15 protein-coding genes are annotated in these 14,925 nt (G+C 45.6%); 6 read left to right on the forward strand and 9 right to left on the reverse strand.

All coding sequences use genetic code 11. The features are described from left to right. Window positions 1-4: 4 nt before the first annotated feature. On the reverse strand, window positions 5-787 hold the full coding sequence (locus B5F25_RS16900) for a Cof-type HAD-IIB family hydrolase (RefSeq protein ID WP_087250933.1): 783 nt from the start codon (window positions 785-787) through the stop codon (window positions 5-7). 48 nt (window positions 788-835) lie between these two features. Then, complete coding sequence (locus B5F25_RS16905) at window positions 836-2,140, reverse strand: DUF3667 domain-containing protein (RefSeq protein WP_087250934.1); 1,305 nt, start codon at window positions 2,138-2,140, stop codon at window positions 836-838. 596 nt (window positions 2,141-2,736) lie between these two features. On the opposite strand from B5F25_RS16905, the gene proB reads away from it, so the two are divergent. Together proB and B5F25_RS16915 are read left to right on the forward strand one after the other, a co-directional pair. Beyond that, window positions 2,737-3,819, forward strand: coding sequence for a glutamate 5-kinase (proB, locus tag B5F25_RS16910; protein WP_087250937.1), 1,083 nt, complete (start codon window positions 2,737-2,739; stop codon window positions 3,817-3,819). 87 nt (window positions 3,820-3,906) lie between these two features. Further along, the gene (locus B5F25_RS16915) at window positions 3,907-5,679 is read left to right on the forward strand and encodes a helix-turn-helix domain-containing protein (RefSeq protein ID WP_087250939.1); all 1,773 of its coding nucleotides are present in this window, start codon (window positions 3,907-3,909) and stop codon (window positions 5,677-5,679) included. A gap of 47 nt (window positions 5,680-5,726) precedes the next feature. Here the strand turns inward: B5F25_RS16915 and B5F25_RS16920 are convergent, their stop codons facing one another. Together B5F25_RS16920 and B5F25_RS16925 are read right to left on the reverse strand one after the other, a co-directional pair. Continuing rightward, window positions 5,727-6,068: a hypothetical protein gene (locus B5F25_RS16920; protein WP_140406969.1), complete on the reverse strand. Its 342-nt coding sequence runs from the start codon at window positions 6,066-6,068 to the stop codon at window positions 5,727-5,729. Between the two features lie 139 nt (window positions 6,069-6,207). Further along, window positions 6,208-7,095: a hypothetical protein gene (locus B5F25_RS16925; RefSeq protein WP_022038820.1), complete on the reverse strand. Its 888-nt coding sequence runs from the start codon at window positions 7,093-7,095 to the stop codon at window positions 6,208-6,210. A 241-nt stretch (window positions 7,096-7,336) separates the two neighbouring features. Here B5F25_RS16925 and B5F25_RS16930 point away from each other — a divergent pair, with 241 nt between their 5' ends. Then, complete coding sequence (locus B5F25_RS16930; protein ID WP_013617872.1) at window positions 7,337-7,894, forward strand: cupin domain-containing protein; 558 nt, start codon at window positions 7,337-7,339, stop codon at window positions 7,892-7,894. Window positions 7,895-8,005: 111 nt separating this feature from the next. Continuing rightward, window positions 8,006-9,661 (forward strand): AMP-binding protein, encoded by a 1,656-nt coding sequence (locus tag B5F25_RS16935; protein ID WP_087250944.1) that lies wholly within the window; start codon window positions 8,006-8,008, stop codon window positions 9,659-9,661. 71 nt (window positions 9,662-9,732) lie between these two features. Here B5F25_RS16935 and B5F25_RS16940 read toward each other — a convergent pair whose 3' ends face one another. Next, window positions 9,733-9,984 (reverse strand): type B 50S ribosomal protein L31, encoded by a 252-nt coding sequence (locus B5F25_RS16940; protein ID WP_087250946.1) that lies wholly within the window; start codon window positions 9,982-9,984, stop codon window positions 9,733-9,735. A gap of 432 nt (window positions 9,985-10,416) precedes the next feature. On the opposite strand from B5F25_RS16940, the gene B5F25_RS16945 reads away from it, so the two are divergent. Then, window positions 10,417-11,421: a class II fructose-bisphosphate aldolase gene (locus B5F25_RS16945; RefSeq protein ID WP_087250948.1), complete on the forward strand. Its 1,005-nt coding sequence runs from the start codon at window positions 10,417-10,419 to the stop codon at window positions 11,419-11,421. 94 nt (window positions 11,422-11,515) lie between these two features. On the opposite strand, the gene B5F25_RS21955 is transcribed toward B5F25_RS16945, so the two are convergent. From B5F25_RS21955 to B5F25_RS16960, 4 genes are all read right to left on the reverse strand, one after another. Continuing rightward, on the reverse strand, window positions 11,516-11,656 hold the full coding sequence (locus tag B5F25_RS21955; RefSeq protein ID WP_162614446.1) for a hypothetical protein: 141 nt from the start codon (window positions 11,654-11,656) through the stop codon (window positions 11,516-11,518). Window positions 11,657-11,730: 74 nt separating this feature from the next. Next, window positions 11,731-12,696: a lytic transglycosylase domain-containing protein gene (locus B5F25_RS16950; protein WP_087250959.1), complete on the reverse strand. Its 966-nt coding sequence runs from the start codon at window positions 12,694-12,696 to the stop codon at window positions 11,731-11,733. 13 nt (window positions 12,697-12,709) lie between these two features. Next, window positions 12,710-13,180 (reverse strand): hypothetical protein, encoded by a 471-nt coding sequence (locus B5F25_RS16955; RefSeq protein WP_087250950.1) that lies wholly within the window; start codon window positions 13,178-13,180, stop codon window positions 12,710-12,712. Further along, window positions 13,177-13,407 carry a DUF2007-related protein gene (locus B5F25_RS16960; protein WP_022038814.1) on the reverse strand — a complete coding sequence of 77 codons (231 nt, stop codon included), beginning with the start codon at window positions 13,405-13,407 and terminating at the stop codon, window positions 13,177-13,179. The genes B5F25_RS16955 and B5F25_RS16960 overlap by 4 nt, the downstream gene beginning before the upstream one ends. A gap of 149 nt (window positions 13,408-13,556) precedes the next feature. On the opposite strand from B5F25_RS16960, the gene B5F25_RS16965 reads away from it, so the two are divergent. Further along, on the forward strand, window positions 13,557-14,807 hold the full coding sequence (locus B5F25_RS16965) for a glutamate-5-semialdehyde dehydrogenase (protein WP_087250953.1): 1,251 nt from the start codon (window positions 13,557-13,559) through the stop codon (window positions 14,805-14,807). Window positions 14,808-14,925: the final 118 nt, after the last annotated feature.

Below are 14,925 nucleotides of genomic sequence, written 5' to 3' on the forward strand. Positions count from 1 at the left end.
GATATTACAGCACGCCGAAATGTTTCAATGCGTTCAGGATGCCGTCTTCGTCTACCGATGTCGTTACATAGTTGGCGGCCGCCTGCACTTCGGGAGCAGCATTTCCCATGGCTATGCCTGTGCCCGCATGACGTAGCATCGGGATGTCGTTTCCGCCATCGCCGAACGCCATGGTGTCTTTCAGGTCGATGCCGTAATAGGCGATAACTTTGTCGATGCCGTGGCTTTTGCTGTTTCCACGGGCGATGATGTCAGCAAAGAGGGGATACCAGCGCATCGGTTCGCAGTGTTTCAGTATACCCGAAAATACTTTGTTATCATCATCCGCCTTGAAGTAGCCCATGATTTGCAGAATTTCCTTGCCTCGTGCATATTCGATGGGTTGTACGGGAGGTATGTCGATTTTTATCAGGTCTGCTACTTCCTGTACAGCCTCGTTCACCCCTGTGATGAACCATGTATCGTCGTGGACGAATACGAACGGGAGTTCCGGATGTTGTTTATTGAACAGGATGAGGCGTTCGATGTCATCTTCCGGAATGCTGCCTTTGTAGATGTCTTTGTGGTCGGAAGTGAAGCAATAGGCACCGTTCAAGGTGATGTAGCCGTCAAAAGGCAGATTGCCCACTGCTTTCTGCATCAATACTTTGGGGCGTCCGGTTGCGATGAATACCTTGATTCCCTTTTCGCGTACAGCGGCAAGAGCTTGGCGGGTAGATTCGGGAATTGTATGGGTATGAAATGATACCAATGTCCCGTCTATGTCGAAAAAGATTGCTTTGACCATAAGTTGACTTGTATTTCTGGGTACAAAAGTAGACAATTCCCTGCATATTTACAAATGAAGCGTGGTGGTTCCTTGTATCAGGCAAAGCAACAGTACACCTGTCATGGCGAGGATGACCACTATCACCAGGCAGTAAGTGAACATCAGGACCGTCTTCCAGAAGCTGCGCCACCATGTGTAGAGGTATAGTTGGTGATAGTCCCACCAGAAAAGGAGGAAGATGAACCAGAAGGGTACTTCATAGAGGTCGTCTACGTGTGCCGTGCCATTGAACGGTACTACAAGGGTACTGATAAGCAAAATCTGTGTAGCGATGTATGCCTGTATGAGGATATGTTCCATCAGGTTGAACATGTCAGGTTTCCTGCGCCGGTAGAATGCCCAGCGGGTGGCGACGGCAAGCAAGGGCAGGGTAAGAAGAATGTGAAAAGCCTTGTTGCCGTGCCCCCATCGTTTCAGCAGGTTCCATACATTCGCCAGAAAGGGTACATCTTCCAGCCATGTTTCTACTTTTGTGTAGACGGAGGACGATATTTCATCAAGGTCGCCATTAGATTGGGGCTTGCCTGCAATGGAGTCTTGGCGTTGTATTTCGGCTAGTGTCTTTTCTATTTCGCTGATGGAAAATTCAAGGCTCTTTTGCATGGCTGGATTGTCTGTCTGTCCTTTTTCGAGTTCCAGCTTGTCGATGGTAGCTTGCAGGGTTTCTGCTTTTGTGAGTGGAACATCGTTTTTCTTTGCGGTCTGTTCTTCTTTCTTTTCCCGTATTTCGGGTATTATCAGCTGGGCGGTGAGCGTATAGAAGGCGGTCATCAGGAATACCATTGCCAGCGGGAGGGTATAACCTATGCGCCGTCCACGGATGAAGTCGCGCATCATGTGTCCGGGACGGTAGAGTAGTTCCAGCAGGGTATGGGCGAACTTCCCGTCTACGCGGAACACGGTTCGGAGTATATTGCCCACAATGCCTCTCAGTACATATCGCGGAGTGTTGCGGCTTTGTCCGCACCGCGGACAGTAGTTGCCCGTGAACGTATTGCCACAATTCTTGCACGTGCAAGGTTTAGTGTTCAGTGGCGGAGCTACATTGCCACGTATCTGCCAGATATGGAATACACGCAGGCGCACCGTGAGAGGATGCAGGAAAGAGGCAAGTGCGTTATGCCATGCAAGGGGGAGTATGCGCCGGCGCTGTGCGGTGAACCACAAGCTGAGGAGAAACAAGGTCGGGAAGAAAAATGTGTCAGCTTCCGACAGGGGAAACAACTCGTAATAGCAGAAGAACAGTAGCAAGAGCAACCAAAGGATTTGTCTGATATGAATAGGTTTTTTTGTACGTGAAGTTCGATTCATAACGTTTTTTGTTTGCAAACTTAATAAAAACCTTTGTATTTTGTATCCGGTTGTACTAAAAATCCGTGTATTGCTTTTCGTTTGACGTCCGCTTTGTTTTACGCGATAAGATAAAAATCCGATGTCTTCTGTATGCCTTTCCAGAGGAAGTTATAAGTGTCAGTAGTTCCAGAGCATTGAAACCATAGTTTCATATTATTAAAACTACAGTTTCATTGCACTTAAACTTTAGTTTCTATATTATGAAACTAGCTGATACTGTTATCTCCTCTGTTCGATGAATATCGTATGGAATGTCGGTACAGCTGTGTGGATTAGCCGTCCTTGCGGTAAGCGAATATGCCGAAGGAATGCTGGAGTGCCGGAACTGCCTTTAAGCGAAGGTATAGAGTAACGCCTTCCGCCTATCGGAAAATGAAAAAAAGAAACCTTCTTGGCTCAATCCGCTGAAAAGTGCAAGGTTATTCCACGGAAATTTTATACTTTTGTATTCCTGTTGCCGGAGTGTGGATGGCAGAAATGAAAGGTACGAATCTATGTCGTCTGTGGTGCGGCCAGGGTGAATCAAGTATATATAACATAAGGTATAGGGAAATATGGCATATCAATACAGTCGGATAACGGTAAAGATAGGGAGTAATGTGCTGGCACGCAAAGACGGAACGCTGGACGTGACCCGTATGTCGGCACTGGTCGACCAGGTAGCAGAGTTGCACAAGGCAGGAGTGGAAGTGGTGCTGGTCTCTTCAGGAGCAGTCGCTTCGGGGCGGAGTGAGATAAAGGTTTCGCGTAAGCTGGACAGCGTAGACCAACGGCAACTGTATTCGGCCGTAGGGCAAGCCAAATTAATCAACCGTTATTATGAACTGTTCCGCGAGCACGGCATAGCCGTAGGGCAGGTGTTGACCACGAAAGAAAGTTTTGGCACACGCCGGCATTACCTGAACCAACGGCATTGCATGCAGGTGATGCTGGAGAATGGAGTGATTCCCATAGTCAATGAAAACGATACCATTTCGGTGACCGAACTGATGTTTACGGATAACGATGAGCTTTCGGGCTTGGTGGCTTCGATGCTTGATGCGCAGGCGTTGATTATCCTGAGCAACATCGATGGCATTTACAATGGTTCGCCTTCAGAGCCTGGCACTTCGGTGATACGGGAAGTAGAGCAAGGGAAAGATCTGTCCGACTATATACAGACCGAAAAATCCGGATTCGGTCGGGGTGGTATGCTTACCAAGACCACTATTGCCCGTAAAGTAGCAGACGAGGGTATCACGGTTATTATCGCCAATGGAAAACGGGATAATATTTTGACCGATTTGCTGGAGTATCCCGAAGACACGGTTTGTACACGGTTTGTGCCTGCATCCGAAGCTGTATCGAGTGTAAAGAAATGGATAGCCCATAGTGAAGGGTTCGCCAAGGGAGAGTTGCACTTAAACGCTCAGGCTGTAGAGGCATTAAAAGGCAAGAAGGCGGTAAGTATCCTGCCGGTAGGTGTAACATGCATCAAGGGAGATTTCGAAAAAGATGATATTGTGAGGATTATGGATGCCGGAGGAATACAGATAGGGGTAGGGCGTATCGGAGTAAGTTCGGCAGATGCCAGACTGATGTTGGGCAAACATGGAAAACGTCCGCTGGTGCATTACGATTATTTGTATCTGGAATGACAGATAATGTATGGATGAAATGCATTTGTTTTTTGCAGGCATTCTTTTTTTATCTATATTTGCCATTAAAATGTGGTTTTTAGAGACATGAAAATTATCTGTTTATTCCTTTTCCTATTGGGAGTGGGGCAATGTTGGGCAGTATCGGAGGTGCCCGATAGTGTCATCAGTTTTGAATACATACAACGGATTCATTTGCAGGAACCCAACCAGACATTACAACTGTTGGATTCCATCGAAGAGCATCATGTGCCAGGGTTACAGCCTTTCGAGATAGACATGTTGCGAAGCATGTGTTATGAGGTAAGGGGTGAATATCTGCTGGAGGAAAGATTTGCGCGGAAAGCTTTGGCTCAAGACTCTATACGGTTGGTTCCCATGCGGAAACTGAGAGTGCTGGCAATGTTGCTTACGACTTTGGTCGAACAGGGGAAAAACGAAGATGCTATCCGTTTCGGAAAGCAGATGATGGAGCTGGCACGTCAATTGGATAGACCGGATAAAGAGGCTAGCGTATATTTTAATTTAGGACGCATGCACCGGAATATGGAGCGGAGGGATGAGGCTCTGACATTTTACCGGAAGGGCATAAGTCTTATCGAAGATACCAAAAATGTAAGTGTCATGGCACGCCTTTCTACAGCTTATGGTGGAATGATGGGAATCTTTATTGATAGTGGTAATTATGAGGAAGCCATTAAAATAGGCAAACTGCGTGAGGCATTGATACGTCGCATGAGCAAGATGTCTGGTCCGCCTGCCGGATACATTGACCAGCAATATGGGTATTGTTATTCGAAAATGGCATACATTTTTTTACAGGCAGGTAAAAAGGAAGAAGCGGCTGAATATTACAATCGTTTTGAACAGACCGAAATGTCAAAGTCACCTTTCGGTGCCAGTGAGATTGTTCCATACTTGTTGGAGATGCGGCGATATGAGGAAGTGCTGCGTTTGAATACGGTTGATATGCTGGCTTACCGGCAGGGAGGAAATGGCAATGATACGTTAAACTATAATTATAGTGTGATATTAGACCGTTTTGCCCAGGCATATCGTGGGTTGAAACTTTATGAGAAAGCGGATGCCTACCAGCAACGGCTTACTGTGTTGCTCGATAGCATTTATAGCCGTGAACAGGCGAGTCGGGCACATGAGTATGCTACGGTTTTCCGCTTGCATGAGAAAGAATTGCAACTGGCAAATACGCAGGTTGAAGTGCAGAAGCGCAATTTCCTGATGGGTGGTTTATGTTGCTTATTGTTCTTTTTGGTAATCTTTTTAGTGATTACTTGCCGGAATCTGACTATTACCCGTCGGAAAAACCGCATAGTTGTAAAGCAAATCGAAGAACTGTTGGCACAACGTGAAGAATTGCATAAGGTTTGTTGTGGAAATCCTGAAGCATTGTTGGATGAAAAAGGGAAAAATCAGGAAAGCCAACCTGATGGAACAGGAATTTCGGACTCGGTATCGGATTGTGCAGATAACATCTCGATGGAGAACAGGCGTTTTTTACGTATGGAATATGCCGTAGTGAAAGACAAGCTTTTCCTCCAGCCCGATTTTGGCCGAGATGAACTGATAAGCTTGAGCAATATCAATAAGAACGATTTGCCGCGTAACCTCCGTAAGTATGCCAATGCAGATAATGTGAGTTCTTATCTGAATCGTTTGCGTGTGGAATATGCGATAAAGTTGATGAAAGAAAAACCGAACCTGTCATTTGATGCGATAGCCAAAGAAGCAAGTTTCAACAGTCATAGCACTTTTTACCGTGCTTTCTATAAGGTCTGCGGCATGACTCCGGCACAATATATGAAGGCATTCGGAAAAGAGAACGACTCTCAGTTTGAATGAAATCACACAAACAGAGAGTCGTCCGGATTCCGGTCGGTGTGCATGGATTATTGAAGGTTGATTTCTAATGGGAAACTTACGTAAGAGATAATGTCGTCTCCCCAATTTCCTATAAGTCCTACTTGATAGCTGATTGTTAAGGTGACAGGCTCAGAAACACTGAGTCCGGCATCCCGTATTACCTGATTATAATCGTATTTTTTCATGTTTTGGATGGCTTGGCCGGCTGCCTGCATAGCCATATCCCTGAGATCTTCGTCTGTAAGTTCGGCATGGTCGATGGTGATGGGGATAGAGTTATTTATCAGCTGTTGCTGGTCTTGGTATTCCAAGATGGTTTCAACAATGGCTGGGTCTATGGTCCAAGGAGAGTGTTCTTGGTATCTCACTGTAAAATTTGCAGTACTGCTTTCATCCGAAGAACAGGATGAAAAGATGGGTAACAAACAACAAATGAGAAGCATCATTTGTTTCATTCTTTGAATTTTTTGCTTTGTTTTCATACTTTTTATTTTAGGATTATTAATCTCATCTTCTGACGGTAACCACTAATGTGCTTCCGTTATCTAATGCCGTTTTTATTTCTTTCTCTCCTTTTGTAACTTTGCATAGGCTTAATTCCTCTCCCAGTACTTCTTCTACTTTCAAACGGCCGATTTCAATCCGTGCCTCTTTCCCGGCAATCTCCTTTACCGAATAGACATCAAACTGCTGGCCTTTGTAAGCACTCAGCGAAGTGCCTAAATCAATGTATACCGTTTTTTGTTTTTCTTTTTTTATTTCACCCCGCTCTATGATAGTGGCATTGACGGGATACCTGGCATTGAAATAACCGGCAATGATTCCGGAAAGGTTACTGAGTGCTGCCGTCACCGCCTTGTCTTCGCTGGCTGTATCAGAACCACTGGCATTGAAAGTACGGCTGTCTTCCATCACACCGGTATATGCATTCTTTACATTAACGGTTACGCTTATGTTGGCTTCCACATTCGTATAAGGTGTAAACGCTGAATTTTTCAGCCTTTTCCGTTCTTTAAGCGAAGGACCGTTGGATGTAGCACTGATGCTGACAATGGTTCCGTCTGTGTAAAGAAGATTTTTGTCTTGAAGTTTTTCGTTTTGAAATGTTTTCCCGTCTATCACCTGCAGTCTGACTACATTCCCGAATCCTTTGGCGATACTTGCCCTTACATCATCGGCATAATCGGACAGCTGGGTGGTATTTTTCCCTTTTATAATTGATGAAGTGATATTTTTCAATACTTTGCCGGCATTGTCATTTTCTCCTTTCGGAGTGTAATTAAAGTGCCCTATACCTATTTTATAAATGGCGTTTCGTTCTACTTGTGCTTGTATGTCGTGTACAGTTGATAACATAAAGCATGTTGCCAATAAAAAAAGAAGTCGTAAATTCATAAGCCTACATTGTTATAAGATATTAATTTTTTGCAAAGTTATTGATTCTTTATATCAGACAAAGTGCTAAGAGTTACTTGTCGCTTTCACTTTGTCCGTTATTGTGTCTCATTTTGTCTAATGAAATGAGTAAGAGGCCTTTTTGACTTGAAGGCGTACTATTTTTATAATTTTTCCAATTTTCTGCCGTTCCTTATCAAAATCTTTCGTAATTTTGGCAAGAACTAACAGAATTATAGATATGGATGAACAGATAAAACAAATTGCCGAGCGTTTGCGGGGATTGCGCGACGCATTGGAGCTAAGCGTGGAAGAAGTGGCATCGGACTGTAAACTGACAGCTGAAGAATACCGTGCCCTTGAATCAGGAGAAAGCGACCTCTCGGTCAGTCTTTTGCAACGCATCGCCCACAAATATGGCATTACGCTAGATGAACTGATGTTTGGTGAGGAGCCGAAGATGAAATCGTATTTCCTTACCCGTAAAGGGACAGGAGTTTCGGTAGAACGTACCAAGGCTTATAAGTATGAATCACTCGCTTCGGGATTTAAGGACAGGATAGCCGACCCGTTTATTGTGACGGTAGAACCTAAACCCGAAGGTACTGCCGTATACTTTAACACACACGAAGGACAAGAGTTCAACTTAGTAATAGAAGGCCGCCTGTTATTGAACATCAATGGGAAAGAACTGATACTGAATCCGGGTGACAGCCTGTATTTCGATTCAAGCAAGCCGCACGGCATGTTGGCGCTTGATGGAAAAACCGTGAAGTTCCTTGCGGTAGTGATGCAATAAAATTGGTTTATATAATGGAAATTCACCACAGGGGACACAGGGTATCACAGAGGTTTTAAATTTTCCTCCGTATGCCTCTGTGTTCTTTGTGGTGAAAAAAACGAAACACGTATGTTAGAAAGATTTGTAAGTCAGACAACTTTCTCCTCGCAAGAGGATTTCATCAAGAATTTTAGAGTAAATGTGCCTGAGAATTTCAATTTCGGGTACGACATCGTGGATGCTTGGGCAGCAGAACGTCCGGAAAAGAATGCACTGTTGTGGACCAATGACAAAGGCGAATGTATCCAGTTCACTTACGCCGATTTGAAGAAATATACCGATATGACCGCTTCTTATTTCCAGAGTCTGGGAATAGGCAAGGGCGACAAAGTGATGTTGATATTGAAACGCCGTTATGAGTTCTGGTTCTCGATTATCGCTTTGCACAAGATAGGAGCTGTGGCGATCCCCGCTACCCACCTGCTGACGAAGAAAGACATTGTCTATCGGTGTCAGGCAGCTACTATCAAAATGATTGTAGCTGCGGGTGAAGGAGTGATTCTGAAACATATCGTAGATGCAATGCCTCAGTCACCCAGCGTAGAAAAGCTGGTCAGCGTAGGTCCTGAGTATCCCGAAGGATTTGAGGATTTTCATAAAGGCATCGAAAATGCTGCACCTTTCACACGTCCCGCGAATGTAAACACCAACAATGACATCATGTTGATGTACTTCACCTCGGGCACTACCGGCGAACCGAAGATGGTGGCACACGATTTCACCTATCCTTTGGGACATATCACTACGGCGAGCTTCTGGCATAACCTGCACGAAGACAGCCTGCATTTTACCATTGCCGATACAGGCTGGGGCAAGGCTGTATGGGGAAAACTGTATGGGCAGATGATAGCAGGGGCTAACATTTTCGTCTACGACCACGAGAAGTTTACACCTTCTGATATTCTGAAGAAGATTCACGATTATCACATCACTTCACTTTGTGCACCTCCCACCATTTACCGCTTCCTTATCCGTGAGGACTTGAGCAAATACGACTTGTCTTCATTGGAGTATTGTACCACGGCGGGTGAGGCGTTGAACTATTCGGTTTACGAAACCTTCCTGAAGATAACCGGCATCCGCTTGATGGAAGGCTTTGGACAGACCGAAACTACCTTGACACTTGCCACTTTCCCGTGGATGGAACCCAAGCCGGGAAGCATGGGCGTGCCTAATCCTCAATATCAGATAGACCTGTTGAAACCTGACGGCCGCTCTGCCGAGGATGGCGAACAAGGACAAATTGTGATACGTACCGACAAAGGCAAACCGCTGGGGTTGTTTAAGGAATATTATCGTGCGCCCGAACTGACCCGTGAGGCTTGGCACGATGGAGTATATTACACCGGTGATGTGGCTTGGCGTGACGAAGATGGTTACTATTGGTTTGTAGGACGTGCCGATGATGTCATCAAGAGTTCGGGGTATCGCATCGGTCCGTTCGAAGTGGAAAGTGCCCTGATGACCCATCCAGCCGTAGTAGAGTGTGCCATAACGGGAGTGCCTGATGAAATCCGCGGTCAGGTGGTGAAGGCTACCATTGTATTGGCAAAAGATTATAAGGCAAAAGCCGGTCCCGACTTGATAAAGGAACTTCAGGATCATGTGAAGCGGGTAACCGCTCCTTATAAATATCCGCGTGTGATAGAATTTGTCGAAGAATTGCCTAAGACTATCAGCGGGAAAATCCGCCGCGTGGAAATCCGGGAAAAGGACAATGGATAAATAAAACAAGACCGGGCATCGTTGCTGGAATGCAGGATGCCCGGTCTTGTTATGGAACAAAATACGAAATTTTATTTCTTAATGCGGTTGTAACGGTTCATGAACTTGTCTACACGTCCTGCGGTATCAACCAATTTTGATTTACCTGTATAGAACGGGTGAGAAGAACTGGAGATTTCCAACTTTACCAAAGGATAAGTTTCGCCTTCGAATTCGATTGTGTCTTTGGTTGCACAAGTTGAACGTGACAAGAACATGTCGCCATTTGACATGTCTTTAAATACTACCGGACGGTAGTTTTCAGGATGAATGCCTTTTTTCATTTCAGTATATACTTTTTATTGTTATTATTCAATGTTTTGTTGGTAACATCCGATTCTCTTTTCGGACATTGTTGTGTAATGGTTTGTTTCGGGTTGCAAAGATACGGCTTTTCTTTGAAATAGAAAAAGTTTTGGATGTTTTTTCACGAGAGAATTCGCAGATTTCTTGATTAAGGAGATGAAAACCGGAAATAAACAATGCTTTCTTTGTTTTTTATTCTTCAAATGGGGGCAGGGTGTTTGGTTGTCAGCCGTTTGTTGTTTTTGCTACCTTCACTTTGCATCCTTGCTGATTCTTAAAAAAAACGTGTGAATTTTAATAAAACACCTTAACATGGATTGTTTTTTCGGGAAGAATGTGGTGGATTTGCCACATTTCTTTTTACATTTGCAATGGAATTAATTTCACTAACAATTATAAAACGTACAACAATGGTTAATTACAAAGACTTAGGCTTGGTAAACACCAGAGAGATGTTTGCTAGAGCAATTAAAGGTGGATACGCTATCCCTGCATTCAACTTCAACAATATGGAGCAGCTGCAGGCTATCATCAAAGCTTCGGTAGAAACAAAATCTCCGGTTATCCTGCAGGTTTCTAAAGGTGCGCGTAACTATGCAAACCAGACCTTGCTTCGTTACATGGCTGAAGGTGCTGTAGCATTTGCTAAAGAATTGGGTTGCGAACATCCTGAAATCGTTCTTCACCTCGACCACGGAGATTCTTTCGAACTCTGCAAGTCTTGCGTAGACCTCGGTTTCTCTTCAGTGATGATTGACGGTTCTCACCTGCCTTACGAAGAAAACGTTGCTTTGACTAAGAAAGTCGTTGAATACGCTCATCAATATGATGTAACTGTAGAAGGTGAACTGGGTGTATTGGCTGGTGTAGAAGATGAAGTTTCTGCAGAACACCATACTTATACTAACCCTGAAGAAGTTATCGACTTCTCTAGCCGTACAGGTTGCGACTCGTTGGCTATCTCTATCGGTACTTCTCACGGTGCATACAAGTTCAAACCCGAACAATGCCACGTAGATCCGAAGACAGGTCGTCTGGTTCCTCCTCCTTTGGCATTCGACGTATTGGATGCTGTAATGGAAAAACTTCCGGGCTTCCCCATCGTATTGCACGGATCATCTTCAGTTCCTCAGGAATATGTAGACATGATTAATAAGTACGGAGGCAAGCTGGAAGCTGCTATCGGTATTCCTGAAGACGAATTGCGTAAGGCTGCTAAATCTGCAGTTTGCAAGATTAACATCGATTCTGACTCTCGTCTTGCCATGACAGCTGCTGTTCGTAAGGTATTGTTCGAAAAACCGGCTGAATTCGACCCGCGTAAATATTTGGGCCCGGCTCGTGACGAAATGGAAAAGATGTACAAACACAAAATCGTTAACGTATTGGGCTCAGACGGCAAGTTGGCTCAATAATCATTGCTTGTAAAAAGCATAAAAACTTTATACACCTATAACTATAAATGTGAGCCGCCCCTTCGTGATGGAGGAGCGGCTTTTTTGCATCCTGCTAATCAGGATTGAAAAGGAGTTGGCAGAAGTTATCGGCCACCGGGCTGGGAGTTATACCATGCGCGGTATGGATTTGTGCATTGCTCAGCACATTTCGTACCGCTTCCGTAGAGTGCACATCCTCTCTATCCTGTGGCATATACAAAATACATAAATGAATGCCGCGGAAATATATCAGCCATTTGAGGCTTGCATTTCAAGTAGGAAGAAAGCTTATTCTACTACCCATTTCGGGTCGTGCGGGAAGGTGACACGCGGATTGTAGTACATTCTTTCTTTGTCAGGGATGCGGAGGTAGTACGTTTTCGAGCCGTGAACGTGCAGGGTACGTGAGCGGAGCCAGGGATTCATCGTGCGCAGCAGGGCGTATGTGATGCCTTGGCTCTTGGCGAAACGGGGCAAGTCCTCGATGGTTTCTTCTACTTTGATTTCACGGTAAGGGATGGGAGGATAGAGATCGGATGCGTGCAAGCGGAAACCAAAACGGGTGGGGTCGGCAAACAGCATTTTGGCTGCAAGGATGCGGTAAACATAGCGGGCAGTTTCTTCAACCAGTTGGAGGTCAAGGGCATCTTCTTCGTATTGCCGGTCGAGCTCACGCGCGATACGTCCTTGTCCGGCATTGTAGGACGCAGCTACACTTATCCAGCTTCCGAAACGTGCATAAGCTTGTTTCAGATAGCGGCAGGCGGCACGGGTAGATTTCTCTACGTGGTAGCGCTCATCGACTGAATGGTCTACTTCCAGTCCGAATTCGCGTCCTGTGGCGGGCATAAATTGCCATAGACCTGCTGCGCCGGCAACTGAACGTGCCAGTGGATTGTTGTTGCTTTCAATAGACATCAGGTATTTGAAATCATCGGGTACGCCGTTTTCGCGCAGGATCGATTCTACAATGGGAAAGTAGCGGTTGGCGCGTTTAATCATCTGCAAAGTGGTACTGTGCATATATGAAAAGGCTAGCAGTTCGCGGTCCATACGTTCGCGGCGGTCAAAGCGGGCAAGCGAGATGGTTTCGCCACAGAAGGTCATGCTTTGTGGCACTTCGATGCAACTGTTGGACAATGTGGCAGAAGAGGATGGCTTTTCGGAGGTTTGTGCCCATAAGGATAGGGTACAGGCAACCAGTGCCAGAAAAAGAGCAGTCGCAGACAATCCGAAAGGGAATGATATTTTCATTTTCTTATGAGGGTTATTCTTCAAGGGTAAAACTTTTCAGTATGGTTTCAGGAAGTGGGTCGGCAGGGTCGGTGTATACAATAGAAACATAGAAGCCGCTCGTGTCTTCTTTGGTGAGCAGGTAACTGTACAGACATTGGTCGCTTTCACAATTTCCGCGTAGGAACACTCCGTAGAATTGCGGAAGTTCGAAATCGACGGTAGGGCTTTGCTGGGTCACTTCGTCATCTGTCGCAACGTTTTTCAGTTCCTGTGCTATTTCTGAACGTTGAATGCCTTCACCGTCGAGCAGTTGCACTGTGATGAAATAAGTGGGGGTGCTGATGATGTAACCTTCTTCCGAGTCGTCTTCTACGGTATAGCCTGCGGGTGCCTGGAAGGCAATCCCGTAGGCTTGCCATGCAGCAGGTTGTAAACTCTCGGCACTTACGCCACTTATGGCAAGTGTGATGATAAGAAGAAATGCCACGGCAATTGTTTTCATACCTGTCTCCGTTCTACTACTTTTCGTGCATATACTTCTTCTTCCTTATTCACCATAACCAATACTTCTCCTCCTATTCCGGAATAAGGTGAGGTTACGGCGGAAAGAGTTTCGTCTTTCAACATTGCTGATACGCCTGCTGATTCCAATAATCCTTTTATCAGTTCGGCTTCCCACAGACCACCTCTGTAGACTTCTACTAATGAACCATACGATTTTGCTTCCATAACTGTATATTTTTAGTTTATCTATAACCAAAGATAGGAAAGTTTTATGAAAAGAGGAAATTAATGGGCAAAAAAGTATCGGATTCATCGAAAGAATCTTACATTTGTGTGGATAAAAAGGACTTGAATGTGTAAAAAGGAATAAGTGTATGAATATTACCGACACCTTACAGAAAGTGAGACAAGCATCGCGTATGTTGCCTCTGCTGGAAGAAAAACGTATCAATGAAGTGCTGCGGGCTGTATCGGAAGCTATTATCAGGCAGACTGATGACTTGTTGAAGGCGAATGCCGAAGACTTGCGGCGCATGAATGAGAGTGACCCGAAATATGACCGTTTGAAGTTGACTCCCGAACGTTTGAGAGGCATCGCTTCGGATATGATGAATGTGGCTTCGCTGCCTTCTCCATTGGGCAGGATATTGGAAGAAACGGTGCGTCCTAACGGATTGCGCCTGAAAAAGGTGAGTGTGCCTTTCGGGGTCATCGGCATTATCTATGAAGCGCGTCCCAATGTGAGCTTTGATGTGTTCTCGCTGTGTTTCAAGAGCGGAAGCGCTTGCGTATTGAAAGGCGGGCATGACGCGGATTGCTCGAACCGTGCCATCGTATCTTTGATTCACGAAGTGTTGCAACGGTTTAACCTGGATGCACATCTCGTGGAACTCCTTCCGGTGGAGCGGGAGGCTACGGCGGAACTGCTTCATGCCGAAGGGCTGGTCGACTTGATTATTCCTCGCGGGAGCAAAGGATTGATAGACTATGTGCGCCGTGAAGCCACCGTGCCGGTTATCGAGACAGGGGCAGGTGTGTGCCATACGTATTTTGATGTAGCGGGTGACTTGAAAAAAGGTGCTGCTATCGTGAATAATGCCAAGACACGCCGGGTAAGCGTATGCAATGCCTTGGATTGCTTGCTGGTGCACCGGGAACGTCTGGCGGACTTGCCTGAACTGTGTGCGCCCCTGCAGGCATCGCAGGTGATTTTGTATGCGGACGGACCTGCCTGTCAGGCACTCGAAGGGCATTATCCCGCCGCATTGCTTTGTCCTGCCTCGCCGGAAAGTTATGGCACGGAATATATGGATTATAAAATGGCTGTCCGTACCGTGTCGGGTATAGAGGAAGCACTTGCCCACATCGATACCTATAGTTCGAAGCATAGCGAATGCATTGTGACGGAGGATAAAGCCGCTGCTGCTTATTTCCAGCGCATGGTAGATGCGGCATGTGTGTACGTCAATGCACCCACATCGTTCACCGATGGCGCCCAGTTCGGGTTAGGGGCTGAGATTGGCATCAGTACGCAGAAGCTCCATGCCCGCGGACCGATGGGCTTGCGCGAGATTACCACTTACAAGTGGTTGATAGAAGGAGATGGACAGATTCGAGATAATTAATAATAGAGTTTATGTAATTTAGATTTGTTATATATCGCGCATACGCGTACCTTTGCAACATGAATTACCACGACCATAAAGACAACAGCAAAAGTTTCCGTGCCTTGACGGGAGTTAG

Source organism: Bacteroides sp. An19, from assembly GCF_002160215.1.
Taxonomy (GTDB): Bacteria; Bacteroidota; Bacteroidia; order Bacteroidales; family Bacteroidaceae; genus Phocaeicola; species Phocaeicola intestinalis.

What these genes read in the sequence shown, in the direction of transcription:
- B5F25_RS21955 (WP_162614446.1), bottom strand. Translation starts at nt 11,656, where the DNA reads ATGCCACAGGATAGAGAGGATGTGCACTCTACGGAAGCGGTACGAAAT.
- B5F25_RS16935 (WP_087250944.1), top strand. Translation starts at nt 8,006, where the DNA reads ATGTTAGAAAGATTTGTAAGTCAGACAACTTTCTCCTCGCAAGAGGAT.
- proB (WP_087250937.1), top strand. Translation starts at nt 2,737, where the DNA reads ATGGCATATCAATACAGTCGGATAACGGTAAAGATAGGGAGTAATGTG.
- B5F25_RS16940 (WP_087250946.1), bottom strand. Translation starts at nt 9,984, where the DNA reads ATGAAAAAAGGCATTCATCCTGAAAACTACCGTCCGGTAGTATTTAAA.
- B5F25_RS16925 (WP_022038820.1), bottom strand. Translation starts at nt 7,095, where the DNA reads ATGAATTTACGACTTCTTTTTTTATTGGCAACATGCTTTATGTTATCA.
- B5F25_RS16915 (WP_087250939.1), top strand. Translation starts at nt 3,907, where the DNA reads ATGAAAATTATCTGTTTATTCCTTTTCCTATTGGGAGTGGGGCAATGT.
- B5F25_RS16965 (WP_087250953.1), top strand. Translation starts at nt 13,557, where the DNA reads ATGAATATTACCGACACCTTACAGAAAGTGAGACAAGCATCGCGTATG.
- B5F25_RS16960 (WP_022038814.1), bottom strand. Translation starts at nt 13,407, where the DNA reads ATGGAAGCAAAATCGTATGGTTCATTAGTAGAAGTCTACAGAGGTGGT.
- B5F25_RS16900 (WP_087250933.1), bottom strand. Translation starts at nt 787, where the DNA reads ATGGTCAAAGCAATCTTTTTCGACATAGACGGGACATTGGTATCATTT.
- B5F25_RS16955 (WP_087250950.1), bottom strand. Translation starts at nt 13,180, where the DNA reads ATGAAAACAATTGCCGTGGCATTTCTTCTTATCATCACACTTGCCATA.
- B5F25_RS16930 (WP_013617872.1), top strand. Translation starts at nt 7,337, where the DNA reads ATGGATGAACAGATAAAACAAATTGCCGAGCGTTTGCGGGGATTGCGC.
- B5F25_RS16905 (WP_087250934.1), bottom strand. Translation starts at nt 2,140, where the DNA reads ATGAATCGAACTTCACGTACAAAAAAACCTATTCATATCAGACAAATC.
- B5F25_RS16950 (WP_087250959.1), bottom strand. Translation starts at nt 12,696, where the DNA reads ATGAAAATATCATTCCCTTTCGGATTGTCTGCGACTGCTCTTTTTCTG.
- B5F25_RS16945 (WP_087250948.1), top strand. Translation starts at nt 10,417, where the DNA reads ATGGTTAATTACAAAGACTTAGGCTTGGTAAACACCAGAGAGATGTTT.